The following is a 23,426-nucleotide window of genomic DNA, read 5'->3' on the forward strand; positions in this document are numbered from 1 at the left end:
AAAAAGTACATGAATATGAAGCACCTGGAGGCTGCCGTTGAGGACGCCTCCATTGCTGGCTGACTTCATTCATTCCAGAGCCTGCAAACCAATTTGCGCAAAATCCTTGACACTACCCGAACCGTAGGGCCAGGTGCATGGATTGCGTAAAGCGGCAACCAAAGGCGGATACGGGATTTTCGTGAAAAAATGGGAGGCCGCACTTGCAAGTGCGGCCTCCCATTCATAACAAACAAACTGTTTTCCTTAAGCAGCATACAGGGGATTCCAGTCCCAAAACTTCAGCATTTGGGCTCTTGCGCAGCTTCAGCTCCAATCCCGCCGCCTGGGCGGCGGCGAGGCACTGTGCCGCCAGGGCGGCACGGTCCCGGACGCAGGAAACGTCGGCACACTCCGCATCCAGGGCGGCCAATGTCTGCCGCAGCTCCGGAGGCGGAAGCAGATAGACCGCCGTGGTGAACAGCTGCTTGCGCCGCCCGTCATTATAGTGGGCCAGCAGGGTTTCCGACAGGGAAGATTTTTCGTCCAGCTCCGCCCGAAAGGCCGCCGCGCCCATAGACGCAAAGCGTTCCAGGTCCCGCACCATATTCCGGTGAGGGAGGAACGAGTCATACTCCATGGCCTGTGCGAAGCGGGGACAGGGGTATTGGGCGCACTGGCTGCAAAATTCCGCCGCCCCGCGCTCCCGGCTGCACCGGATGAAGGCGCAGCTCTGGTGCCCCTCTCCTCCGCCGCAGCCGGGACAGTGCCCGCCCCGGTGCATGGGACACAAGCCGCAGCAAAGGCCGCACAGGGAAAAGGCGGGGTCCGCTCTCCGGTAGCCCTTCATACGGTCTGCGCACCCGCGGGGATGGGACCAAAGTGTCCGAAAGGCAGCAGGATGAGCAGGGCGCGGCCCAGCACATACCGCTCGTCCACCACGCCCAGGGCCACATAACGGCTGTCTGAGGAGTGGTTGCGGTTGTCGCCCATGACGAAAATGGATCCCTCCGGCACGGTGAGCGAGGTGAGGTTTTCATAATAGGGCTCGATCATGGCCTCGTTGATATAAGGCTCATCCAGAACCTCGCCGTCCACAGCGACGGTACCTGCGCCGTAATCGATCTCCACCGTCTGTCCGCCCACAGCGATGACCCGCTTGACGATGGGATCGGTCACCGTGTCGAACGCCTTGGTGAGCACCACCACGTCCCCCTGCCGGGGCTCGTAACCGATGCTTTGCAGCAGCAGCATGTCCTTGTGGTGCAGGGTGGGGTACATGGAATTTCCGTCCACGCCGATGATGCGCCCCACCAGGGTGAACACCAGGATCAGCGCCACCAGGGCCATGACCAGGGCCTGGAGCCAGAAATACAGGTCCAGCTTGAGGGAGTCGCCGCTGGAAAGCTCCTCTTCCGGCTGCTGGGGGGTGTCTTTTTTTGCCAAGGGTATCAGCTCCATCGCGTTCAAATCAGTTGAAAGGTATTATATCCCATGCCGTTCAGGAATGCAAGCGGATGCAGGCGGCGTCCGCCCGTCCGGCCAGATACGCCCGCTCCCGCCCGTGGCAGGTGAACAGGAGGATCTGGCGCTCCCGCCCCAGCTGGGTCAGGTAATCCAGCGCCAGCCCCATGCGGGAATCGTCGAAATTGGCCAGCGCGTCGTCCAGCACCAGGGGGACGGGGTCGTCGTCCGGCAGCACCTGCCGGCACACCGCAAGGCGCACCGCCAGGTAGAGCTGATCCGCCGTGCCCTGGGACAGGGTCAGCGCCCGGCGGGGCGTCAGGCCGCCGGCCTGCGCCGCCAGCGCCTCAAACTGACGGGTGAGGGAGACCTGGCCGTATTTGCCGCCGGTAAGACGGGAGAGGATCTCCCCCGCCGCCCGGTTCAGCTCCGGTGAGAAGCGGGCCTGAAGCTCGCCGTTGGCCTGGGCCAGGCCGTCCAGAGCCAGGGTAAGCGCTTCCTGCTCCCCGCGGCGGCGCTCCAGCTCCTCCAGGATCTCCTCCCGGCGCAGGCGGAAGCGGTCCGGATCCCCCAGGGTGTTCAGCTCCCCCTGGGCCAGGGCCTGGGCGTTGCGCAGACGGGCGGCCTCTCCCTCTGCGGCCGCCCGGCGGGCGGCCGTCTCCGCCGGGTCAAAGCGGGGCTCCACCCCTTCCGGCGCTTCCGCCTCGCCCGGCTGGGGGCGGGGAAGACTGTCGGCCAGCTGCGCCGCCCCCTCCAGCTGGACCCGCGCGTGGGAGAGGCGCTCCTCCAGGCTCAGCGCCCGGGAGATGGCCGCCGAAATCCCGAAGAGATCGCGAACGCCGGGGGCAAAGGTGTGGACCAGCGACAGCAGGGCGGCTTTCAGCGTTTCCTGCTGGCCGGTCAGTTCCGCCAGGGCGGACTCCACCGCCTCCCGCTGCTGCTGCGTCTGTGCCGCCACTACGCAGGACTCCCGGTAGGCGTTGGCCCGGCTCAGGATGTCCTCGGGGGTCTGCGCGCCATAGCGGTCCAGCCGTTCCATCCGGCGCCCGGCGGCGCGCCGCGCCCCCAGGCGGGCGGTGACCAGCAGGGCGATGCCGGACGCGGCCAGGGCGGCAGCCGCCCCGGCCGAGACCAGAATCGACGCTACGCTTCCGCCCAGCGGGGCGGGCAGAACACCGCACACCGCGCTCAGAAGGCCCGCCAGACCCACGGCCAGAAGGGCTGCGCCTGCGGCATATCGCCCGCCGTACCGGGGCGTGTGTCCCGCCGCCTGGGCGTCGGCGTTGGCCTGCCGCCACGCCTCGTCGGGGGTCTGTCCGGGAAAGAGGGGGTCACGGGCGGCGGCGAGCGCCTGCTCCGCCCTCTGCCGGGCCTCCTCCGCCTGGCGCTGGGCCAGCTTTTGGTTGGCGGAGACGGTATTGAGATAGTTCAGATCCTCCTGTGCCTTGCGCAGCGTTTCCACGTCCGGGGGCGTGCCATGACGGCTGCGCTGGGCCTCCAGATCGTCCACCAGAGCCTGCGCTTGGGCGCGGGCGGCGCAGGCCGCCTCGTACCGCTGGCGGCGTTGGGCCTGCTGCCGGCCCCGGTGGACGGCCAGTTCCCGATCCAGCCGGGCGATCTCCGCCTCCAGCCGTTCCAGCTCCCGCCGGGCCTCCTCGGCCAGACGGTGGGCTTTGGCCTGCCGGGCCAGCGTGTCGTCCAGCACGGCCAGTTCCTCTTCCAGCCTGGGGATCAGACCGGTCCTGTTGTGCTGGCGGCGGTTGCGCCAGTCCTTGAGCCTCCGCTCCACTTGGGAATAGGACACGTCCTCCTCCCCGCTGGAGGCCAGGGCGGCGATGCGCCCCTCCAGGGCGGGCGCGCCGTCGATGGTGGTATTGCCCTGGCCCACAAAGGCGGAGCGCTCAAAGACCTCCCGGGGCGCGCCCACCAGGGTCTCCCCGCAGTTCTCTCCCGTCAGGCCGGGCACCGGCTCCTCCGTGCCGGTCCATACGGCTTCCAATTTGCCGAAGGGGGCCCCCGCCCGGCTGCTCCGGCGCAGCGTGATGTCCCTGCCCTGCCAGGTCAGCTCCATCGTACCCTCCATGGGCGCGCCCGACCAGGGCTGGTACCGGTTTTTCTCCGCGATATAGCCCTGTTTGTCCCGCTGCTTGGTATTGATACCGTAGAGCATGGCCCGCAGAAAGGCCGACCAGGTGGATTTTCCGCCCTCGTTGGGCGCTTCGATCACGTTCAGCCCCGCCTGCAGGACCAATTCCTCCTGCTGCAGCCGGCCGAAGCAGGCACGCATGGTATGGATGATCATGGCACATCCTCCCCGTTCTCCAACGCCGCCAGACCGAAGCGGGCGGCCTGCTCCAGCCGGGCCCGGGCGCGGGCGTCCGTCTCCTCCGCCAGACGCCGGCGCATCTGACGCAGGAAAAGGCCGGTCAGGCTGTCCTCGTCCGAGCGCGCCCACAGGTCCCGCCGGGGGCGGGTCTCGTCCCGCAGGGACAGGGAGTAGAAGCGGGGCGCCGCCAGGGCCTCCAGGGCGGCCAGATCCAGGGCCGTCTCCCGCTCCCCGGTGAGGATCAGGCGGTAGCAGTCGCGCTGCGTTCCCTCCGGCAGAGCGGACAGCAGCGCCGCCTCGGGGGACGGCGCTGCGCTCACGTCCACCGTCAGGATGCCGTAGCGCCGCAGCGCCAGGGGTACGAATTCCGCGCAGACCTCCCCGCCGTCCACGCGCACCAGGAGCGCGCCCTTGTCTCCCAGCTCGTCAAAGCCGCGGCCCTCCGGGCAGCCGGGATAGGCCCACCAGGTGCCGCCCGCCCGCTGCAGGCCCGAGCAGGCATGGACATGCCCCAGGGCCAGGTAGGTCAGCCCGCTGGAGGCGATATCCTCGGTACGGATCGGGCCGTAACGGTCCCGGCCGTCTACGTCCCCGTGCAGGACCATCAGGTGGGTCCGCCCGTCCCGGGGAGCGGCAAAGCCCATCAGGGGGGAACGGTCGGCCAGGGGCGTGGTGAAGGCGGCGCCGTGGACCACGCAGCCCAGTGCAGGCAGTTCCACGGATTCCACCTGCACGGTGGAAAAAATATGTACGTTTTCCGGCCAGCGCGTCCCGGCGTAGATGGAGCGGGGCGAGTAAAAGTCATGGTTGCCGGGGGCGATGAAGACCTGCGCCTCCATCCGCCCCAGGGCGGAGGAGAGGGCCTGAACGGTCTCGTGGTAAGTTTCGCCGGAGTCCAGCAGGTCGCCGGAGAGCAGTACCAGGTCCGCCTGCTGCGTCCGGGCCAGAGCGGCAAGGCGCTCCAGAAGCTCCCGCTGTTCGGCACGGCGCCGGCGTGCCTGCTCCGGCGCCAAAGACGCGAAGGGCGCGTCCAGATGCAGGTCCGCGGCGTGGAGAATGGTCAGCATATCGATTCCTTTCCAGAATTGGTTTCGTCGATCCGCGCCCTGTGGGAACAGGGCGGACCGGTTTGTCCGGCGGAGGCGCCGGTTCAGCCGTGCAGGTCCAGGCGCTCCGCGCCGATACAGGTCCGGGTGTCGGTGTCGATGGAAAAAACCGCGCTTTCTAGCTTGCAGGGGCCGTCGGCGGGCTCGAAGCGCCGGGGCAGCCCCCCCAGGAAGCGGTTGATCGCCTGCTCGGGCCGGATGCCCAGCACGCTGTGGGACGGACCCGTCATGCCCAGATCGGTCACAAAGCCAAGCCCCTTGGGCAGCACCTGGGCGTCGGCGGTGGGCACGTGGGTGTGGGTGCCCCAGAGCGCCTGGGCGCGCCCGTCCAGATACCAGGCCATAGCCCCCTTTTCGCTGGTGGCTTCGGCGTGAAAGTCTACCAGCACCACGTCGGCGCCCATGCCCTTCAGGGCCCGGTCGGCCGTGGTGAAGGGATTTTCAAAATTGCTGTCCATCTCGCACCGGCCGATCAGGTTGAGCACCCCGATGCGCAGCCCCTGCGGGCCGTCGTACACGCCCCAGCCGCGGCCGGGGACCCGGCTGGTATAGTTGGCCGGACGCAGGGTATAGCGGTCGTCCTCCAGAAAGTCCGCGATCTGGATGCGGTTCCAGGTGTGGTTGCCCAGGGTGACCACGTCCGCCCCCGCGTCGAAGATGGCCCGGGCCTGCCGGGGCAGGATGCCCACGCCGGAGGCGTTTTCGCCGTTGACGACCGTAAAGTGGATGTTTTTCAGCTTTTTCAGCGCCCGCAGGTGTTGGCCCAGATAGTCCAGACCGCCGTCGCCCACTACGTCGCCCACAGCCAGTACGTTCAGGATCATGGCGCGCCTCCTTTGCCTGCCTCAGCGGAACAGGGGCCTCCCGCCCGTACCCTGCCCGGAAAACCGTATGGCCGGTGTTCGCTGAGGAGATTCACAGGCTATTATTATATGTGATTTTTTGAAAAAGGGCAATCGTATATCTTCCAATTCCCAAGATGGAATCGTTGGGGCCCAACCAGGCTGCGTTTGCAGAGCGGGCGGCGCGCCCGCTCGCTGCGGGAAGGCCTGAAATACGGGGGGAGGGCAAAAACCCTCCCCCCGTATTTTTACACTGCTTTTGGGGCAGCTTTTACTTCATGCCGTTCTCGTAGGCCTCGATCATCTTCTTGACCATCTGGCCGCCGACAGAACCGGCCTCGCGGCTGGTCAGGTCGCCGTTATAGCCCTGCTTCAGGTTGACGCCCACTTCCCTTGGTGTTCCTTCTCCATCTCAAAGGGGTTTGAGGCCAAATTTCTTGTCTCAGTTCGACAAAAACATCACGCCGAATTTGGCTCATTGTCCAAATTTTCGCTCTGTTTTAAGATGGAGACATCAACGGGCAGAGCCCGAATTGTGTCCGTCTGCATCTCTCCGATGAACTTGTAAAAGATGCGGATGCTCTGCCGATAGGGCTGATTGCGATGGGTGGCCTTCACGGTGCCGTCGGGATATTCCTTGGGCCCAACTTCGATCTTCTCCACAAAGGTCAGCAGAATGTCCCGGTTCAGCTCTGAAATCTGGGTGTACTCCCTGGCCAGGGCGAAAAAGCGGCGGTAGTTTTCCTCTACCTCGTGGGCGGGGCTGACCGCGCTCAGCTCGGCCAACGTCGCCTTCAGCCCGGCGGACTCCTTCTCCAAGTCGGCCATCATCCGCCGGAGCCGGTCGTCGTCCAGGCGGCCCTCGGCGTTGTCCAAATAGAGCTTGCCCACCATCTTGTCGATGGTCAATAGCCGGGCCTCCGCCTGCTCCCGCTGGAGTTTCTTCGCCTTGAGGACTTCCTCACTGCCAAAGCGCTTGAGGGCCTCTTTTACCATCCGTTCCATCTGGTCGTCTGTCATGGACAGAAGGTGGTTCAGATCCTGCCGCACCACCTCCAACAGGTCGGCGTACCGCACCCGAACCCCGGTGCAGGGCTCGGCAATATCCTGCCGCTGGTGGGTGCAGGAGAGATACCAGTACTTTTCCCGCTCCCCCTTGTAGACCGTGCCGCAGGAGCAAAGGGAATAGCCGCACTTGGCGCAGACGGCGATGCCGGAGAAGATGCTCTTTCGCACCTGGTCGTAGGCCCGGTAATCCCGGCTGCCCCGGCCCAGATTCTGCTGGGCCCGCTCATAGAGCTGCTGCGTGACCAGAGGCGGGTGGGTGTTCTCCGTCACCGCCCAGTCGTCCCGGGGGACCGGGACTTTTTTCTTCGACTTCACGCTGACCTTTTTGCTTTTGCCCAACAGGGTGTGGCCCAGATAGACCGGGTTTTTCAGGATCCGCTTCACCGTGGTGTAGTTCCACACATCGCTGGCCCGGGCGGCGCCCTCCCGACTGAACTCGTCCCGATACAGCACCCGGTACTTCAGCGGCGGGATGATCCCGTCGGCGTTCAGGTCCAAAGCGATCTTCCGGGAGGAGTCCCCCTTGGCCGCCCGCTCAAAGATGCGCTGTACCACCGGGGCGGTCTGCTCATCGGGGGCCAGCCGGTACTTGTCCTCCCGGTCCTTACGGTAGCCGTAGGGCGGGCAGGCACAGTACTGGCCACTCTCCCGCTTGCTGCGGAGCACATCCTTCACCTTCCGGGAACCGTCCCGCAGGTAGACCTCGTTCATGGCGAACAGGAAGGGGGCCATAATGTTCTCCCGCTCAGTGTCGAAGTTGTCCCCAATGGCAATATAGTGGATGCCGTGCTCCGGGAAGAATTGCTCGGCGTAGTAGCTGGCCTCCCGCATATCGCGGCCCAGTCGGGAGAGGTCCTTGGTGATGACGGTGTTGGCCTTGCCTTGGGAGAGCTGACGCATCATCTCCTGAAACGCCGGCCGGTCAAAGTTGCCGCCGGAGTAGCCGTCGTCCACAAACTCCCGCACCAGGGTGATGCCGTTCTGCTTGCAGTAGTTCTGCACAATCATGCGCTGATTGGTGATACTGGAGGACTCGCCGCCCTGGGCCTCCTCGTTGGACAGCCGCAGATAGGCGAACCCCAGCGTCAATTTGTCGGTTCTCATCCTCGCCTCCTTACGACGAACCGACCCACAAGGCCATTATATGACCTTGGGGTGCCCTTCGTCAAAGGGAGGATTTTCCGCCAGTCGCTTGGCCAGACGCTCCGCCACCAGTTCTGAGGCTGGGCGGGTTCCGGTGTAGACCCGGCTGATCTGATAGGTGACCTGTCCCAGTGTGATCTCTTGCTGTTCCATACATTCGCCTCCGGGCGTAGTTTGACCCGGACGCTTATGATTCATTCCGTTATTTCCCATGGCGCTCTCCTTTGGGCAGAGAGGCCAAGTAGATATTGCTCACATCGGCCCGCTCGTGGCCCAGCAGCCGGGACACGGCGAAGTGGGCGTCCAGGGCGCTCCTGCCACTACCAGTCAGTTCCCGGTACTTCTCCGCCGCGTAGGTATGTCGCAGCCCGTGGAAGGTCAAGGGCCGGTCGGAGCCCGCGTCCCGCACCTCATCCCGGTGTTTCATGATGAAGAGCTGCAACAGGTTGATGGCCCGATCCGTGTGCATATCGTCGGGCACCAGAAGTTTCTGGCCCCGGGGAGTGCGGTCCAGCTGTTTCCGCATGGCAACGGCGATCTGCTCGTTGATGGGAACAATACGGACCTTGCCACCCTTGCCCTTGATGGTGATGGCATTTTCTCGGAGGGCCCGCTCCGCCGTGGCAGTGTCGATGCGGAAACACTCGTGAATGCGCAGACCGGCGTACCGGCCCAGATAGAGGGCCAGGATGAAGTCATAGCGGTCCTCGGCCAGCGCCTTGCCCAGCATTTTGTTGAACTCGATGTTGCTCCAGGTGCGGTCCACGCCGCCGAAACAGCGCCGCTCCAGTTCCACGGCCAGCTCGTCATTGGTGGGCAGCTGATACTTGGGCCGACTCATTTTGTCGTGGAAGAACCGGATGGCGGCCAGGTCGGTCTTGATGGTGGAGGCGGACTTGCCGCTCTCCTGCATCCAGAGGGCGTAGCTGGTCAGGTGCTTGCCGCTGATGTTCTCCAGCTTTTGCAGATGATACTCGTCCGCCAGATAGGCGCAGAACCGCTTGAACGCCTCGTAGTAGCGTTCCTTGGTGCGGAAACTGCCCTGGCGGTTGTGGCGGGCCAGCTTGTCCAGTTGACTCACCAGAGTCAGGTAGAGGCCTAAGTTTTGGATTGATTTTGCCATATATGAAAAGCTCTCCTTTTTACCATATTTATCATAGGTCGTTCAGATGGGCGCAGTCCACCCCTTGGCAAGTCCGTCTGTTTCCGCCGGATTTCCAGAGAAAACTCCAGGGGATCGGCGGCTTGACGCAGCCGAAATCCCTTGGAACAGAGGCGCTTTGGTGCATAGAGCGATCTGCCGGCAAACGTCTGTCTCTCTTCCATTTTGAGCCAGGTCAGTACGGACGCAGTATGGGGATGGTCCCTGTTGTCGGTGCGTATTGCTCCGACGACGACTGCCGACACGGCCGCTGAACTCGGCTGCGGGGGATGGCAAACACCATGGCCCGCGTGTGTCGTGTGATCCCTTCGGCCGGGATCAGGAGTGTGCGTCCTCCGTGCTGCCGAACCGGCGCAACGCCGGAGCAGGGAGGGGTAAGCCTGCTGCCACAGGCCCCGAGGTGTTACATCCCAAATCCCTCCGCACACCTCGACGCGGAGGAGGGTATCGGTCATGATTCGTCTGGAATTCCTTTATCGCCTCACCTCAGACTGGCAGGATCTGGGGCGGCCCTCAACAGGGCAATGGGACATGGACGCAAAAAGAGGGTACGAAAAGTTCCTTCTATGCCCGATAGACTCAAGCAGTAAACTTTTCGCACCCTCAAACAGGTGACTATATTCTTTCTTGTGGCTGTCCGAAGAAACAAATCCTTTCTTCGGCGCAACGCCGTATCGCCAAAATGAAAGCAGCCGATGGGCATAGTACGACCACGGCTGAAACGTACAAACTTAACAACGTGTGCAATGCAGGTTTTCCCTGCTCACAGGCAAATGCCAGCCCCCGCATTTCAGCGGAGTACGCACAAAAATCAATCACAATTTCTACATACCACAAAATACCGGGTTTGTCAAGCAAAAAATACTATATGTTGTGTTTTGGCGTTTCAATTCTATATATGGTCTAATACTCCGACACTAACACTGTGTTAAAACAACCCGAACAGTTTTTTGAAATTTGGCTGAATAGAGTTGTAAAATTTATCTGAATAGAATATAATAATTTCACTGAATTCTTGAGGTGAATGCCATGGACAAGCGAAACTACAAGCCCCGCATCATTGACCGGCAGGTGGAGGAATACCTGTCCGCCTTTGGCGCCGTCTGCATCGAGGGGCCGAAATGGTGCGGCAAGACCTGGACCTCCTCCTACCACAGCAAGAGCGAGATCTACATCGGCGACCCCGCCGGCAACTTCCAGAACCGCCAATTGGCAGAGCTGTCCCCCGCTCTGGTACTGGATGGGGAGACGCCCCGCCTTATCGACGAGTGGCAGGAGGTGCCGCCCCTCTGGGATGCGGTGCGCTACAAGGTGGATCAAAGCGCCCAGAAGGGGCAGTTTATCCTTACCGGCTCCGCAACGCCAAACCATAAGGGCATCCTCCACAGCGGCGCGGGGCGCATCGCCCGTCTGCGGATGCGCCCCATGTCCCTGTGGGAGTCCGGTGACTCCAGCGGCAAGGTCTCGCTGGAGCAGTTGTGCCATGGGACATTGACGCCTGCCATAACTGGCGAGGTGGACTTGAAGAAACTGATCGAACTGATTATCCGGGGCGGATGGCCGGGGAGCCTGGGCCTGCCGCTGGAGCAGGCAGCGCTGCTCCCGGCTCAATACCTGGACGCCGTCATTGACGATGACGTGTATCGGATCGACGGAGTAAGGCGGGACACCCAGAAGATGCGTCTGCTGCTGCGCTCCCTGGCCCGGAACGAGAGCACCACTGTCACCAATAAAACGCTGATGAAGGACATCAAGGCGGTGGACGACGAGGACATCGACGCCAACACCGTGGCGGCCTACCTGGACATCTTCAAGCGGCTGTTTATTACGGACAACCAGCCGCCCTTCTCCTCCGGCATCCGCTCCTCTGTACGGGTGAAACAGGCGGAGAAACGGCACTTTGCCGACCCCTCTCTGGCCTGCGCCCTACTGAAGGCCACGCCTGCCGGGCTACTGGGGGATTTGGAGACCCTTGGCTTTCTCTTTGAGGCCTTGTGTGAGCGGGACCTGCGAATTTATGCCGAGTCCTTTGGAGCACATCTCTATCACTATCAGGATTACAAAAATCAAGAGATCGACGCGGTAATCGAACTGCCCGACAGCCAGTGGTGCGCCTTTGAGATCAAGCTGGGGGCCAACCAGATCGACGCTGCGGCGGGGAACTTGCTGGAGATCAAAAAGCAGATCGAGGCGGACCTCAAGGGCAAGCCCCCCGCCGTGCTGTGCGTCCTGTGCGGTATGGCAAATGCGGCATATCAGAGACCGGATGGGGTGTTCGTGGTGCCGGTGACGGCGCTAATGGCATAAAGCTGTTCAAAACTTATCTTAGCCTCTTTGTCTCCCAAGGAGACAAGATCATAGAAGCGGAAGCGTGCCCCAGCCACATCCATCTGTTTGTAGAGATACCACCGGAAATGTTAGTATTACACTTTATGTGTATCTGAAAGAGAAGAGCAATACCATGCTGTATGAGCAATTCAGCAAGTTAAAATGCAAGTGACGGAACTGAGAATTTTGGTGAAGAGGGTTCCATGTGAATGGGTAGGGAAAAACGAAAGCCGAATTGCAGAGTAACTCTCCAATATTTTATTATGTAGATACAGTGGGACGAAACAAGAAAGCAATTAAGCGTACATAGCTAACCAACTGCAAGAAAACCAGATAGCGGATCAAGTGAGCCTAGAGGAACTCACTGACCCGTTTATGGGTAGTAAGTAAAAATAAGGCAATTACACAAGCCCCTTAAGGGACATCCCGAAAAAGTAATGCACTCGGCAAACCGTTTCGGGCCCCTCAAGGGGCTTTGTCTGTAGTAAGCCCTCTAGGGCTTATTTGAGCCACTGACACAGCCGGTAGTTTTACCTTGGGCAACGCTGCTTACTCGTCCTTGTCCGGCACATCTCCAGAGGGGCCATAGCGCAGATCCGCCGCAGATCTGACCATCTCCTCCCACGAGGAGAATTGGGTGCTCTCCCGCACAATGGCATCCAAGCGTTCCCGCGCATAAATCAGCACATCCGACTCCCAGTTCACCACCACCGCGCTGGAGTAGCGGAAGGACTCAAAATTCTCGAAGTTGGTATATTTCGCCATAAAGCGGTCCGTAAAAATCTCCTCCAAAAGGCCACGCATCTCCGGGGAACTGGGCACCACGTCAAACCCCTGCACGGAGCCGGACGCGGCGCACTGCCCACACGGCTCATGTCCGTCCACGCCGTTCACGCTCCCCTCTCCGTTCTACCCGTTCTGTCTGTGGTATTCCTCCGCCATTTTGAGCACGTACTCCCTCCACACCGGCGCCGTCGCGGCCTTCCGGGTGACAATCCGCTCAATGTCCTCCGCTGTGGCGGTGTCGTCATTCATCTCGCTGCGGTCGATGATGGTGTTGTGCAGCCCCCCTTCGGCGGGCGGGCAGCCCTCGATAAACAGGCCGCGGTCGCGCCACTTCCGGGTGCAGTTGCCGTGGAGAATCAGCCGCTCCTTGGGAATATCCTCTGGAATAGAATCCTTGCGGCCCACCACAATCACCGCGTCGGTGTTTTTGTCGTACTCCCCAATGGCTTTCAGGGTCTCCATGTTCAGGGCCAGCAGGGCCTGACAACTGGAGCAGGCGTTCTCGCACAAGATGCGGTATTCCGGCCACCGCGTGCTCATGTCTCCCAAATAGGGCACCCACATGTGGATGGCGTGGTCGGCCACCTTCTCCCCGATGACCTCGATCTCTTCATCTGTGGCGGCGCCCAGGCCCACTTCGGCCGCCACCTTGAAGTAGCTGACCTCGTCGGGGTTGATTCCACTGAGATGGCAGGCCACCCGATCTACGGCCACGGGATCCCGGGAGCCCATGATGCAGCCGATATACTCAGGGACAGGGGTATGGGGGGAGAAGCCTCCGGCGGCATAGATGGCGTCCACAATGTTGATGTCCGCCCGTACGGCCCACCACACGTCCATCATCGCCATGGTCAGGTTCTCCCGGTGCATGTCCAGATGGACCTTGTCCTGTACCACGCCCTTGATGTTTTTCAGGGCGCAGGAGAACACCATGCTGGCATGGGCTTTCAAAATCGGCAGGTTGATGATGTGCTCCGCCTCCAGGAGGAACCGGGGCAGCTTGACATGGGAGATATTGGAGTGGTAACCCCGCACCGGAATGTTGATCAGATCCTTCTCCCGCTTGATGTCGATGAGCTCCACATCCTCCTCTTTGGCCACCTGGGTGAGCCCGCAGGCCTCGAAGCACTCCATGGTGTCGCAGCCGATGGCCGCGGCCTCCGCGATGATGATGCGCTTGGGCTCAGCCTTTTTCACCTCCCGGATCACGGCGCGCACCACGTCCGGATTGGTACACACGGCGCTCTCCGGGGGCGCCACGTGTCCCGCGTTGGGCTTCAGAACCACGGTGGAGCCCTTCTCCACCAGCGATGACACGCCGCCCATGAGTTCAAACACCTTGGTGACACTCTCCTGAATCGTGGGCTCCTTTGCCAGGGCAACAATAGACTTCTTCTCAGACAATGCCAAGACCTCCTTTGACTGCGATTACATTCTTGATGTTTTTTGGAAAATATGATTTAATGAAACAAGTTGAATGGTCAAAATTTGGCACAGTGGGCCGCACCTGGGAGGGACATGCATGCAGGAACAACTGATACCGCCGGTTGGGGACGAGCCAATTCCCGCCGATATCCGCACGGTGGGAAACGCATTCCGGATCTCCCTGGCGCTGTTTGACCGCGACGGGAAAATTCTCTACATGAACCGTTCTTTTGCCCGGGAGTGTGGCGTGGACGCCGACCGGGCGGTGGGACAGCCGGAGACCTATTTTACCGGAGATCCCATGCTCCCCGACGTGTTTCTCTACCAGCGCATGATATGCCGCACGATTCGGCGGATGGACGGCTTCGTATTCATCACCGCCATTCCCATGTTCGATGAGGCCGGCGCCATCCGGTTTGTGGGGATGACCATGGAAAACGAGGCCGCTCTGAACGAGGTGCGCCGCAGCTTCGAGGCCCTTGTGGCCAGCACGGAGCGCAGCGTCCACATCCAGTCCGCGGCGGACCGGCACGCGGCCATCCTCCGGCCCCTCATGGGCCGCCACCAGAGCATGGTCCGGCTGCGGGAGTTTCTCAAGCAAATCGGGCCCAGCTCCGCCAGCGTACTCATTACTGGAGAGTCCGGCTGCGGCAAGGAGGTGGCGGCCGACTGCATCCAGGCCCTGAGCAGCCGCTCGGAGCAGCCTTATGTGAAGATCAACTGCGCCGCCATTCCCGCCCACCTGCTGGAGTCGGAACTCTTCGGCTATGAGCCCGGGGCCTTTACCGGGGCCAACGCCAAGGGAAAAAAGGGGCTTCTGGAGGTGGCCAACGGCGGTACCCTCTTCCTGGACGAGATCGGCGACATGCCGCCGGAATTGCAGCCCAAGCTGCTGCGCGCCCTCCAGCACGGCGAGGTCTACCGCATTGGCAGCACCAAGGTGCGCCATACCGATGTTCGGATCATCGCCGCCACCAATGTAGATCTCAACCAGAAGATCGTGGAGGGGAAGTTCCGGGAGGATCTCTATTACCGGCTGGCGGTGATCCCGGTGCGGATCCCCCCCCTCCGAGAGCGCAAGAGCGATATCTTCCTGCTGGCCTCCTACTATCTGTCCATCTACTGCGGGAAGTACAACAGGAATCTGGTATTTCCCGACGATATTGAAGAGCTGCTCAAGTCCTATGACTGGCCGGGCAACGTGCGGGAGCTGCAAAATGTGGTGGAATATTACGTGGTCTGCTCCCCTACGTCGGAGGGTCTGAGCTGCGAGCAGCTGCAAACCGTCTTCCGCCATCCCGTGACCGGGCCCGGCAGGCCGGGCAGCACACTGGAGGACAAGCTGGACGCCTATGAAAAGCAGCTGCTCCAGGAGGCGCTGGAAGAGGAAAAGAGCCTGCGCCGGGCGGCAAAACGGCTGGGCATCGACGCCTCCACTCTGAGCCGCAAGGCCAGGAAGTACGGCCTCGCCCTCCACCGGGAATCAGGTGCTTGAACGCAGGGACTGCCCTTGGGGCAGTCCCTGCTGCCGTATCAGCCCCAGACGCCCATCAGTCCGGTGAGGATGGCCAGGATGTACAGGATCACAGCGGTGCAGATGCTGCCGATGAAGATGGATGGATAGGTCTTCTTGACGCTGCAGTCCGCCAGGTTGGATTCCACGGTGATGGATGCGTTGGTGGGCAGGCCGCCGGAGAACGCCACGCCCCAGGTGACCAGGGCCGCAAAGGTGTACATGGAGATGCCGGAGGGCATGAACACGTTGAGGAAGGTGGGGCAGATCGCGGGCACGCCGCCCAGGCCGGCAAAGAACATCATGATCAGCACGATGATGGCCAGGGACACCACCATGGGCAGGCCGCTCTCCGCCAGTGCCTCCACACCCCAGGTAAAGGCGGGGGACTGGGTCAGGATCATGGTGGGCAGCACCATGAGCATCAGCTGGATGGGAATCAGCATGACGCCCTGGCCGCAGTACTCCAGCACAGAGCCGAAACGGGTCTTGGAGTTCTCATCCACGGGGTAGTACTTCCACAGGCACAGGATGGCGGCGATCACGCCGATGCCGATGGAGATCCAGGCATCAAGGCCGACCACGCTGTAGATCACAATCACCACCAGGATCGGGATGAAGCACAGCCACACGGGCGGGAGCTTGGCGCCGTCCGCCAGCTCGGGCAGGATCATGTTGCCCGGCTCAAAGTGGGCGCCCTTCCGGCGGTCCCGGGCCAGCCAGATGGTCATGAACAGGCAGAACAGCACCACAAACAGAATCCAGAGGATCAAACGGGGGATGAAATAGGCGGTGGCGCTGTAGCCGGGCAGGTTGAGCTGGAGGAACACGTTGATCATGGTGGGCGCGCCAGGCAGGCAGGTGCCGACGGAGGCGGCGAACGCGGTCAGCGCCGGGAGATGGCGGCGGTCCACATCGGCCGTGCGGAAGATGACGCCGGACACGGCCAGCATGGTGACGATGATGGCCTCATTGGCGAAGCCGGCGATGCCCAGAACCACCCGGAAAGCCACCAGACCCAGAATGCACATGACGATTTTTCCGTTGGCGCTCTTCATCAGGCCGGAGGGCTTCATCAGGAAGCGGGCCAGACTGTCAATCGCTCCGCACTTGGTGTACAGCACGCCGAATGCGGCGCCCAGCAGCGTGACGAAGATGGTGGGCATCATGGCCGCGCCCCAGGATTCCAGTCCGCTGGTAAAGGTGGCGGCATAGGGCAGGCCATTGGTCCAGATCATCAGCGAGCAGCCGATGATCACCGACAGGATGGGGTGCAGCCCCTTCAAAATGAGGAGGGATATGATCAGGACAGAGATAATCAGGGCACAAAGCTGAAATGCCATAACGGTTCCTCTCCTTTTTTCGTTTTGATTGTTCCGGTACGGATCCGGCGGAAGGCATCCTTAAATACCGAGAAGCTGCGTGTAGACGAGATAGAGCAGAATCACGAGCATGATGACGGCGCCCAGGCCCATGAAGAACCTGCGTCTCACCGCCTGCCGAGCCCCGCCCTCCGTCCGTATGGACAGAAAGCAGTCCGCGGCGGCGATGCCGCAGATCACAGCCAGTCCCAACATGGCCAGAGCCTCATTGTGGAAATACTGCCACACGGCGATGGAGGCCGCCATGATCCCCAGAACGGCGGCTATCACGATCTGCTCCTGCCGGGTCATCTGCTTTTTTCCTTCCACAGGGATTTCCCTCCTTCCAACAGCCGGGCCGGCCTACGCCTGGCACTCGATGATCTGATCGCTGCGGTAATGGGTCAGCACGTCGCAGCCCGTCTCGGTGACCAGCACCGTCTCCTTGATGCCGGCGCCGAAGTCCGCCCCGCGGGGGCCGTACCAGGTCTCCAGGGCCAGCACCATGCCGGGCCGCAGCTCCGTGGCGTCGTTGTATGCGCAGCTGAAAAAGGGCGCCTCCTGGAACACCAGACCGATGCCATGTCCCTTGGCAAAGTGCTGGCAGGCGGCCATGTCGCTGTAGCCCCAGAAGGCCGGATCCTTGGGCCACTGGGCACAGATGTGGGCGGTGGTATTGCCCGGCTTGATGGCGGAGATGCCCTTCTGCATCAGCTCATAGGCCACGGAATAGGCGTCCTTCTGCGCCTGGGATGCCTTTTCCACACAGAAGGTGCGGCCCAGGCTGGTCTTGTAGGCGCAGTAGGTGGCGGCATCCACGCTGACGTTCACCAGATCACCAGCCACCAGCATCCGGTCTGTAAAGTCATTGTGCATGGGGTTGGTCCGCGGGCCGGAGGCCACCGCCACGGGGAGCACCTCGTCGGAGCCCATGAAGTACTCCCGGCGCAGCCCCACGCTGGACAGCTTGTTCTCCGTCACACAGGCGTGGATTTCCCGGGCGATGTCCGACATAGCGGCCTCAGCAATGGCGGCGCTGATTTTGATGCAGGCAATCTCGTCGGGGTTTTTGATCATGCGCATCTCATACATGGCCTGGGTGGGGATCACCACCTGATAACCCCGCTCGTGGAAGAGCTCCTTGAGGATGGCTGGAGCCGGGGGCAGATCCAGGGCCACCACCTTTCCAACCGCGCCGTTGTCCTCGATGAAGCGGCAGACGTAGTCCATGAAGCCTTTCCACTCCTCTGGCCGGAACGCCAGCTTGCCTCCGCCGATGTCCTTGGTCACGTGATCCTTCCGGAGCCAGGGCATGACTTTTTTCAGATCGTCCGGGTCAAAGCTGGTGGTGGCGGAGAGCAGGGGCTCCCCGCCCTGGCAGAGCATGCTGATCATGCTGGCCGACCAGCGGCAGGGCACTGTGGGAAAGCCGCCGGTCATGTAGCGCATATTCCAGGCGTCCCAGCTGATGAGCGTGCCGTATTGATACTTGTCCATCACCTCGCGGACTCTGGCAAGGCGGTATTTGCGCATCCGGTCGTAGTCGATTCCCATGTACCGGTCGGTCCCGTTTGTTCCAAAAGGCATAATACTCCCTCCCTTCCCTTAATACGGACACTCGATGATGCTGTCGATGGGGAAGCGGGTCAGCAGCTCGTATCCGTCCTTGGTCACGGCCACACACTCCTCCACCCGCGTGCCATAGGCGTGGCGCTCGTGGTTGCGGTCCCCAAAGTAGGTCTCCACCGCGATGCACATCCCCTCCTCAAACTCCACCGCCCGGGCCGCCTCCGACGGGCCGCCCACGCCGAACATGGGGTATTCATGAAGGGACAGGCCGATGCCGTGGGCCAGGCACAGACCGCCCAGGATGCGCCGGTTGTCCGGCTCATAGCCCCAGAACTCCGGCCCCTTGGGCCACACGGCAAGGCAGTCGGCGGTGGTATTGCCCGGCTTGATCTGGGCCATGCCGTCGTACATCATCTTGCGGGCCACCTCAAAGCCCTCCTTCTGCTCCTCGTTGGCCTCGCCGCAGATGAAGGTGCGGTAGTAGCAGGATTTGTATCCCATATAGGAGTTGCCGTTGATATCAATGTCGATGTAGTCGCCGGGGCGGATGATGCGGTCGGTATAGTCGATATGGAGCGGGAAGGTGCGGGGGCCGGAGGCCACCACGAAATCCATGCTCTCGTCCGTGCCGTTGGCAAAGAGCGCCTCCTGCCCGATGCCCTGGAGCTCGCTCTCCCGGATCCCCGGGCGGATCGCCCGCCGGATGGCGGAGAACGCCGCGTCGGCGGTGTGGCAGGCCATGCGCACACAGGCAACCTCGTCCACGTTTTTCACGGCCCTGGCCTTGAACAGCGTGAAGACCGGATCCACCATCCGGAAGCCCAAGGTCTTCATGCGGGCCTCATACATGTAATAGTTGGGGCAGTTGTCCAGACCCACCGTGCCGGAGGTGATCCCATATTCCGCCATGATCCGCCCGATCTCCCGCAGGGTCCCCTCGATCTGTTCCGGTGTCATCGCCAGCTTGCCGCCGAAGGGCACGGGGTGGATGCGACCCTTCATCCAGGGCATCTCCTCCTCGGCCTTGTCCGGATCATAGCAGGTATAGGCGTACAGGTGGGGCTCGCCGTTGCGGGGCAGGATGGCAAACTGCTCGCAGGCCCACCGGCTCTGCATATTCAGGTAGCCGCCGGTGAGGTAACGGACGTTCCAGGGCTCCCAGGTGACCAGGAGATCCACGCCGTCCTCTTCCATCATTTTCTTGGCGCGCTCCAGCCGGTAGGCCCGCATCCGCGGGAAGTCGATTCCCTGCAGGCGGTCATACGCCATCATGGAAAAAGGCATATCTTCTTCCTCCTTTATGGTTCAGATTTGGTTTCGGGAAGCTGCACATTCCAGATATCCCTCACTGCCTGGAACTCCTGCAAGCCCTGTGCCAAGTTCCGCTTCCCCTGCAGCACGGCGATTTTCAGGTGCTTTCTGTCCCTGTGCCCGAAAAATCGTTGCATTTTTGCAACATAAATTTGCAATATGGCAACAAAACGCCATCCCGGCCGGAGCGAACCGCTCCGGCCGGGATGGCGTTTTCAGCCGGAATCCGGACGGTTTGGGGACCCAAAACAGAGCGCCATGCAACCGAGGGGGAGTTGGCACACGTTTTGCACACATCCCCATGACAGAGATGCTGACAGTGCGTCCCATGAAAAGGAGGAGAAGACTATGCCCTTTGGAAGTATCGCCAGCGACCGCCTGAGAAACATCAACTATGAGCGGATGCGGGCCTACCGGTTGGAGCGGACGAAGCAGATGATGGAGGAGGACGGTCTGGATGCCATCATCACGTGGGAGCCCTGGGACATCCGCTACATCGCCAGCGCCTACGTACCCATGGCCACACGCTGGGGAGGGCAGCAGTTCGTCGTGCTCCCCCGCAACGGCGAGCCCCATCTGTTTTCCTATACCTGTTATGCCACCGAGGCCCTGCAGGAGGAGATGCCCTGGCTCAACGGCCGGGTCTGGGCCGCGCCGGAGGGCGGGAAATTCGTCACCAGGCTGGAACAGACCGATACATTTCTCCAGCGCGTGTGCGGCATCCTGGCGGAGTACGGCATCACCTCCGGCCTGATCGGCCTGGATGCCTGCCCCAGCTTCGCCGTCTACGCCGAGGCGCTTCAGCGCGCCGGGTTTTCCGTCACCGACCCGGTGCTCACCATGTTCAAGGCCCGCATGATCAAAAATGAGGATGAGCTGGCCTGCGTGCGCTACGCCTGCTACGCCGCCGACGCCGCCTTCGCCGCCATTCAGAAGGCCATCCGCCCCGGCGTGCGGGAGTGTGAGCTCCAGGGCCTCGGCATGGAGGCCCTGTACAGCCTGGGCGCGGACGAGACCATGGATTTCGTGGTGGCCTCCGGCCCCCGGGTCAATCCGCTGCACATCGACTTCACCGACCGCATCGTGCGGCCCGGTGACTATGTGGTCATCGACATCAACGGCAACTCGTTCCAGGGCTACAAGTCCTGCTACTACCGCACCTTTATCTGCGGCGAGGCCACGGCGGAGCAGAAGGAGGGCTACGAGGTGGCCCGCAAGATGATGTACGACGGCATGGCCCAGATGAAGGCGGGCAGCACCACCGACGATGTGCTCAACGCCTGGCCCAGTGATCCCGGCTTCTGGGGCGTGGACGACACCAGCAACCTGGGCGGCTATGCGTTGGCCCACGGCATCGGCCTGTCCCTCCACGAGCACCCCATGTTCGGCGTCGGGGGCCCCAAAGGCGGCCGGCCGCCCTGCGTCACCTTCGAAAAGGGGATGTGCATCGCCATTGAGACCTATTTCGGCGACCGTGATCACAAGCGCAAGGCATACGGCACCCGCCTGGAGGAGTGCGTGGCCATCACGGAGGACGGCTATGAGCGCCTGACCAAATACCCGGTGGGCCAGATCATTGAGTGCCCGCTCTGATCAGAAAACCAGAAGGAGGTTTCGGCTATGCCCTATTCACAGATTGCAACCGACCGCAACATCGGGATCGACTACGCGGCCATGCGGAACTACCGGCTCTCCCGGGTGCGGGAGATGATGGACCGCTGCGGCATCGGCGTGCTGGTCACCTGGGACGCCTGGAATATGCGCTACATCAACGCGGGATACCCCACGGTGCCCTGCCGCTGGGCGGCCACCATGCTGAGCATCCTCTGCCGGGGGGATGAACCTATCCTCAACGCAACCACGGTAATGGACCCCTTCCGCCTCAAGGACTACTACCCCTGGATGCCGGCCGACCATGTGGTGAAGAACATCAACAGCGGCAAAATGGCCTTTACCGAGCCCATGTGGGCCGGTTTTATGGACAAGATCGAGGAACTGCGGAAGCAGTTCGGCGTCGAGGAGCTGCCCGTCGGCCTGGACGCCTGCCCCATGCCCCAGCTGGTGGCGGAGCTGTTTGCCAAGCGGGGCATCCCCGTCGTGGTTCCCACCGAGGAGCTGAGAGAGACCCGGAGCATCAAGAGCGTGGACGAGATCGCCTGTATGAAAATCAGCGCCGCCATCGCGGAGTCCTCTCTCTACGAGATACAGAAGGCCATGCACCCCGCCATCCGGGAAAACGACCTGGTGGCCATCGGCGTGCGCAAGCAGTACTTCCACGGCACCGACGAGGTGGTGCCCCCCGCCGTGGCGTCCGGCTGGCGCACCAACCCCATGCACTGCGACTATACCGACCGGCTGATCATGGCCGGCGAGCTGACAGCAGTCCACATGGACGCGGTGTGTTTCAACGGCTACAAGACCAGCCTGGGCCGTACCTTTGTCATCGGCAGGGCCTCGCAGGAGCAGAAGGACGCCTACGCCCAGGCCCTGAAGCTGATGCGGGACGCCATCGCCGCCATTCGCCCGGGCCGCACCACCGCCGATATCCAGGCGGCCTGGCCGGACAGCCCCGTATTCTGGGGGTACTCCGAGGCGGACGACGTGCGCCGCTGCGCCCGGGGCCACGGGATCGGCCTGATCTTCGAGGACGGCCCCTGGTTCAGCGCCCTGGACGGCCACGACCCCGTCACCCTCCAGTCCGGCATGACCTTCGCCCTAGAGACCTGGTACGGGCCCAAGGGCGCGGACTTCGGCGCCAGCATCAAAGAGACGGTGCTGGTCACCGAGGAGGGCTGCCAGGTGCTCACTCAGTACCCGGTGGATCAGATTATCGAGATCCCCCTGGGACAGTAGATCCAGACACGGAAAGGAGTGCTCCGCATGGAATTGCGAGACGTGGTGCTGGTGGCCTACGGCCGCTCCCCCTGCTGCAAGGCCCGGAAGGGCGGCTATGCCCGCACCAAGATGAACGCCATTGATTACACCGCCCAGGTGGTGCGGGGGGTACTGGACAGGCTCCCCCAGGTCAAGCCGGAGATGCTGGACGACTTCATCTTCGGCACTGCGGCGACCATGAACGCCCTGGCCATGAATGCCGGGCGCAACGTGGTCCACCGGGCCCAGCTCCCCGACAGCGTGCCCGCCTTCACCATCAACCGCTACTGCTCCACCGGCCTGCAGGCCATCGCCCTGGCGGCGGATGCCATCCGCACCGGGGAGATGGACATCGTGATGGTGTGCGGCGCGGAGGATATGACCAACAGCTTTGGCCCCCTGGACATGACGCACATGAACCAGTGGCTTCTGGAAAACCGCCCGGACTCCCTGACCCCCATGGGCATCACGGCGGAAAATGTGGCCAGGCGCTACCACATCTCCCGCCGCGATCAGGATCTGATGGCCCTGCAGTCCCACCGCAAGGCCTTCGCCGCCCAACAGTCCGGCGCACTGGCCAGGAGTATCATCCCCATCACCCTTCCGGATGGCAGCGTCCAGACGGAGGACGAGGGCATCCGCCCGGACACCAGCCTGGAGGCCCTGGCTGCCCTGGAGCCCAGCTTTCTGGAGGGGGGCTGCGTGACGGCCGGCAACTCCTCCCAGATGACGGATGCCGCCGCTGCCGCGGTGCTCATGTCCGCAGACAGGGCCGCCCAGCTGGGCGTGAAGCCGATCGCCCGTTACGTGGGGTTTGCCGTGGGCGGCTGCGCCCCGGACGAGATGGGCGTCGGCCCCACCGTCGCCGTGCCCAAGGTCATGGAAAAGACCGGCCTGCATATCAGCGACATGGATGTCATCGAGCTCAACGAGGCCTTTGCCTCTCAGGCCCTCTACTGCATCCGCACACTGGGCCTGCCCGAGGAAAAGGTCAACCCCTGGGGCGGCGCCATGGCCCTGGGGCACCCCCAGGGTGCAACGGGCATTTTCCTCACCATCAAGGCACTGGACTATCTGCAGCAGAACGGCGGGAAATACGCCCTGATCACCATGTGCGTGGGCGGCGGCATGGGGGCTGCCGGCATTCTGGAACTGCTAGAGCGTTAAAG

Annotated in this window: 19 protein-coding genes and 2 pseudogenes; 6 read left to right on the forward strand and 15 right to left on the reverse strand. The window is 62.4% G+C overall.

The features are described from left to right. Positions 1-223: 223 nt before the first annotated feature. From H8S57_RS11290 to H8S57_RS11330, 9 genes and pseudogenes are all read right to left on the reverse strand, one after another. Positions 224-829, reverse strand: a complete 606-nt coding sequence (locus H8S57_RS11290; RefSeq protein WP_186908198.1) for a DUF3795 domain-containing protein — start codon at positions 827-829, stop codon at positions 224-226. After that, complete coding sequence (lepB, locus tag H8S57_RS11295; protein ID WP_186908199.1) at positions 826-1,440, reverse strand: signal peptidase I; 615 nt, start codon at positions 1,438-1,440, stop codon at positions 826-828. The genes H8S57_RS11290 and lepB overlap by 4 nt, the downstream gene beginning before the upstream one ends. Positions 1,441-1,480: 40 nt before the next feature. After that, the gene (locus H8S57_RS11300; RefSeq protein WP_186908200.1) at positions 1,481-3,745 is read right to left on the reverse strand and encodes an ATP-binding protein; all 2,265 of its coding nucleotides are present in this window, start codon (positions 3,743-3,745) and stop codon (positions 1,481-1,483) included. Beyond that, entirely contained in the window at positions 3,742-4,836 is a 1,095-nt protein-coding gene (locus tag H8S57_RS11305; protein ID WP_186908201.1) for a metallophosphoesterase family protein, read from the reverse strand. The genes H8S57_RS11300 and H8S57_RS11305 overlap by 4 nt, the downstream gene beginning before the upstream one ends. Positions 4,837-4,919: 83 nt before the next feature. Further along, the gene (locus H8S57_RS11310; protein ID WP_186908202.1) at positions 4,920-5,699 is read right to left on the reverse strand and encodes a TIGR00282 family metallophosphoesterase; all 780 of its coding nucleotides are present in this window, start codon (positions 5,697-5,699) and stop codon (positions 4,920-4,922) included. A gap of 289 nt (positions 5,700-5,988) precedes the next feature. Then, a pseudogene (locus H8S57_RS11315) lies at positions 5,989-6,111 on the reverse strand (alpha/beta-type small acid-soluble spore protein); the annotation flags it as partial. Between the two features lie 65 nt (positions 6,112-6,176). Further along, the gene (locus H8S57_RS11320) at positions 6,177-7,889 is read right to left on the reverse strand and encodes a recombinase family protein (RefSeq protein ID WP_186908203.1); all 1,713 of its coding nucleotides are present in this window, start codon (positions 7,887-7,889) and stop codon (positions 6,177-6,179) included. Positions 7,890-7,925: 36 nt separating this feature from the next. After that, entirely contained in the window at positions 7,926-8,081 is a 156-nt protein-coding gene (locus H8S57_RS11325; protein ID WP_186908204.1) for a hypothetical protein, read from the reverse strand. A 49-nt stretch (positions 8,082-8,130) separates the two neighbouring features. Next, positions 8,131-9,051, reverse strand: coding sequence for a tyrosine-type recombinase/integrase (locus tag H8S57_RS11330; protein WP_186908205.1), 921 nt, complete (start codon positions 9,049-9,051; stop codon positions 8,131-8,133). A 1,068-nt stretch (positions 9,052-10,119) separates the two neighbouring features. Between H8S57_RS11330 and H8S57_RS11335 the strand changes: the two genes are divergently transcribed. Together H8S57_RS11335 and H8S57_RS18050 are read left to right on the forward strand one after the other, a co-directional pair. Then, positions 10,120-11,397, forward strand: a complete 1,278-nt coding sequence (locus tag H8S57_RS11335) for an ATP-binding protein (protein WP_186908206.1) — start codon at positions 10,120-10,122, stop codon at positions 11,395-11,397. A 280-nt stretch (positions 11,398-11,677) separates the two neighbouring features. Next, positions 11,678-11,808, forward strand: a pseudogene (locus H8S57_RS18050) (IS200/IS605 family transposase); the annotation flags it as partial. A gap of 159 nt (positions 11,809-11,967) precedes the next feature. On the opposite strand, the gene H8S57_RS11340 reads toward H8S57_RS18050, so the two are convergent. Both H8S57_RS11340 and H8S57_RS11345 read right to left on the reverse strand, forming a co-directional pair. Beyond that, a complete protein-coding gene (locus H8S57_RS11340; protein ID WP_369807616.1) occupies positions 11,968-12,312 on the reverse strand; it encodes a hypothetical protein in 345 nt (114 codons plus the stop codon). 15 nt (positions 12,313-12,327) lie between these two features. Further along, entirely contained in the window at positions 12,328-13,608 is a 1,281-nt protein-coding gene (locus H8S57_RS11345) for a DUF362 domain-containing protein (protein WP_243204802.1), read from the reverse strand. A gap of 118 nt (positions 13,609-13,726) precedes the next feature. On the opposite strand from H8S57_RS11345, the gene H8S57_RS11350 reads away from it, so the two are divergent. Further along, positions 13,727-15,124 (forward strand): sigma-54 interaction domain-containing protein, encoded by a 1,398-nt coding sequence (locus H8S57_RS11350; protein WP_186908207.1) that lies wholly within the window; start codon positions 13,727-13,729, stop codon positions 15,122-15,124. 38 nt (positions 15,125-15,162) lie between these two features. Here the strand turns inward: H8S57_RS11350 and H8S57_RS11355 are convergent, their stop codons facing one another. Genes H8S57_RS11355 through H8S57_RS11370 form a run of 4 tightly spaced genes read right to left on the reverse strand, consistent with a single transcriptional unit; the run spans position 15,163 to position 19,356 of the window. Then, positions 15,163-16,485, reverse strand: a complete 1,323-nt coding sequence (locus tag H8S57_RS11355) for a hypothetical protein (RefSeq protein ID WP_186908208.1) — start codon at positions 16,483-16,485, stop codon at positions 15,163-15,165. A gap of 60 nt (positions 16,486-16,545) precedes the next feature. Continuing rightward, entirely contained in the window at positions 16,546-16,833 is a 288-nt protein-coding gene (locus H8S57_RS11360) for a hypothetical protein (RefSeq protein ID WP_186908209.1), read from the reverse strand. Positions 16,834-16,866: 33 nt separating this feature from the next. Then, positions 16,867-18,090, reverse strand: a complete 1,224-nt coding sequence (locus H8S57_RS11365; protein ID WP_186908210.1) for a M24 family metallopeptidase — start codon at positions 18,088-18,090, stop codon at positions 16,867-16,869. An 18-nt stretch (positions 18,091-18,108) separates the two neighbouring features. Next, entirely contained in the window at positions 18,109-19,356 is a 1,248-nt protein-coding gene (locus tag H8S57_RS11370) for a M24 family metallopeptidase (protein WP_186908211.1), read from the reverse strand. A 375-nt stretch (positions 19,357-19,731) separates the two neighbouring features. Here H8S57_RS11370 and H8S57_RS11375 point away from each other — a divergent pair, with 375 nt between their 5' ends. The 3 genes from H8S57_RS11375 to H8S57_RS11385 are packed head-to-tail and all read left to right on the forward strand — an operon-like array spanning position 19,732 to position 23,424. Then, positions 19,732-20,976, forward strand: a complete 1,245-nt coding sequence (locus tag H8S57_RS11375; RefSeq protein ID WP_186908212.1) for a M24 family metallopeptidase — start codon at positions 19,732-19,734, stop codon at positions 20,974-20,976. Between the two features lie 27 nt (positions 20,977-21,003). Beyond that, positions 21,004-22,236 carry a M24 family metallopeptidase gene (locus tag H8S57_RS11380; RefSeq protein ID WP_186908213.1) on the forward strand — a complete coding sequence of 411 codons (1,233 nt, stop codon included), beginning with the start codon at positions 21,004-21,006 and terminating at the stop codon, positions 22,234-22,236. Positions 22,237-22,263: 27 nt separating this feature from the next. Further along, positions 22,264-23,424: a thiolase family protein gene (locus H8S57_RS11385; protein ID WP_186908214.1), complete on the forward strand. Its 1,161-nt coding sequence runs from the start codon at positions 22,264-22,266 to the stop codon at positions 23,422-23,424. The last annotated feature ends 2 nt before the right edge of the window (positions 23,425-23,426 follow it).

It is taken from the genome of Lawsonibacter hominis, from assembly GCF_014287895.1.
In the GTDB taxonomy this organism is placed as follows: domain Bacteria; phylum Bacillota; class Clostridia; order Oscillospirales; family Oscillospiraceae; genus Lawsonibacter_A; species Lawsonibacter_A hominis.

Excerpts from the sequence above, each read along its gene's own strand:
- H8S57_RS11355 (WP_186908208.1), bottom strand. The coding sequence starts at position 16,485 with ATGGCATTTCAGCTTTGTGCCCTGATTATCTCTGTCCTGATCATATCC.
- lepB (WP_186908199.1), bottom strand. The coding sequence starts at position 1,440 with ATGGAGCTGATACCCTTGGCAAAAAAAGACACCCCCCAGCAGCCGGAA.
- H8S57_RS11305 (WP_186908201.1), bottom strand. The coding sequence starts at position 4,836 with ATGCTGACCATTCTCCACGCCGCGGACCTGCATCTGGACGCGCCCTTC.
- H8S57_RS11290 (WP_186908198.1), bottom strand. The coding sequence starts at position 829 with ATGAAGGGCTACCGGAGAGCGGACCCCGCCTTTTCCCTGTGCGGCCTT.
- H8S57_RS11380 (WP_186908213.1), top strand. The coding sequence starts at position 21,004 with ATGCCCTATTCACAGATTGCAACCGACCGCAACATCGGGATCGACTAC.
- H8S57_RS11385 (WP_186908214.1), top strand. The coding sequence starts at position 22,264 with ATGGAATTGCGAGACGTGGTGCTGGTGGCCTACGGCCGCTCCCCCTGC.
- H8S57_RS11350 (WP_186908207.1), top strand. The coding sequence starts at position 13,727 with ATGCAGGAACAACTGATACCGCCGGTTGGGGACGAGCCAATTCCCGCC.
- H8S57_RS11370 (WP_186908211.1), bottom strand. The coding sequence starts at position 19,356 with ATGCCTTTTTCCATGATGGCGTATGACCGCCTGCAGGGAATCGACTTC.
- H8S57_RS11365 (WP_186908210.1), bottom strand. The coding sequence starts at position 18,090 with ATGCCTTTTGGAACAAACGGGACCGACCGGTACATGGGAATCGACTAC.
- H8S57_RS11300 (WP_186908200.1), bottom strand. The coding sequence starts at position 3,745 with ATGATCATCCATACCATGCGTGCCTGCTTCGGCCGGCTGCAGCAGGAG.
- H8S57_RS11320 (WP_186908203.1), bottom strand. The coding sequence starts at position 7,889 with ATGAGAACCGACAAATTGACGCTGGGGTTCGCCTATCTGCGGCTGTCC.
- H8S57_RS11375 (WP_186908212.1), top strand. The coding sequence starts at position 19,732 with ATGCCCTTTGGAAGTATCGCCAGCGACCGCCTGAGAAACATCAACTAT.
- H8S57_RS11325 (WP_186908204.1), bottom strand. The coding sequence starts at position 8,081 with ATGGAACAGCAAGAGATCACACTGGGACAGGTCACCTATCAGATCAGC.
- H8S57_RS11310 (WP_186908202.1), bottom strand. The coding sequence starts at position 5,699 with ATGATCCTGAACGTACTGGCTGTGGGCGACGTAGTGGGCGACGGCGGT.
- H8S57_RS11330 (WP_186908205.1), bottom strand. The coding sequence starts at position 9,051 with ATGGCAAAATCAATCCAAAACTTAGGCCTCTACCTGACTCTGGTGAGT.
- H8S57_RS11335 (WP_186908206.1), top strand. The coding sequence starts at position 10,120 with ATGGACAAGCGAAACTACAAGCCCCGCATCATTGACCGGCAGGTGGAG.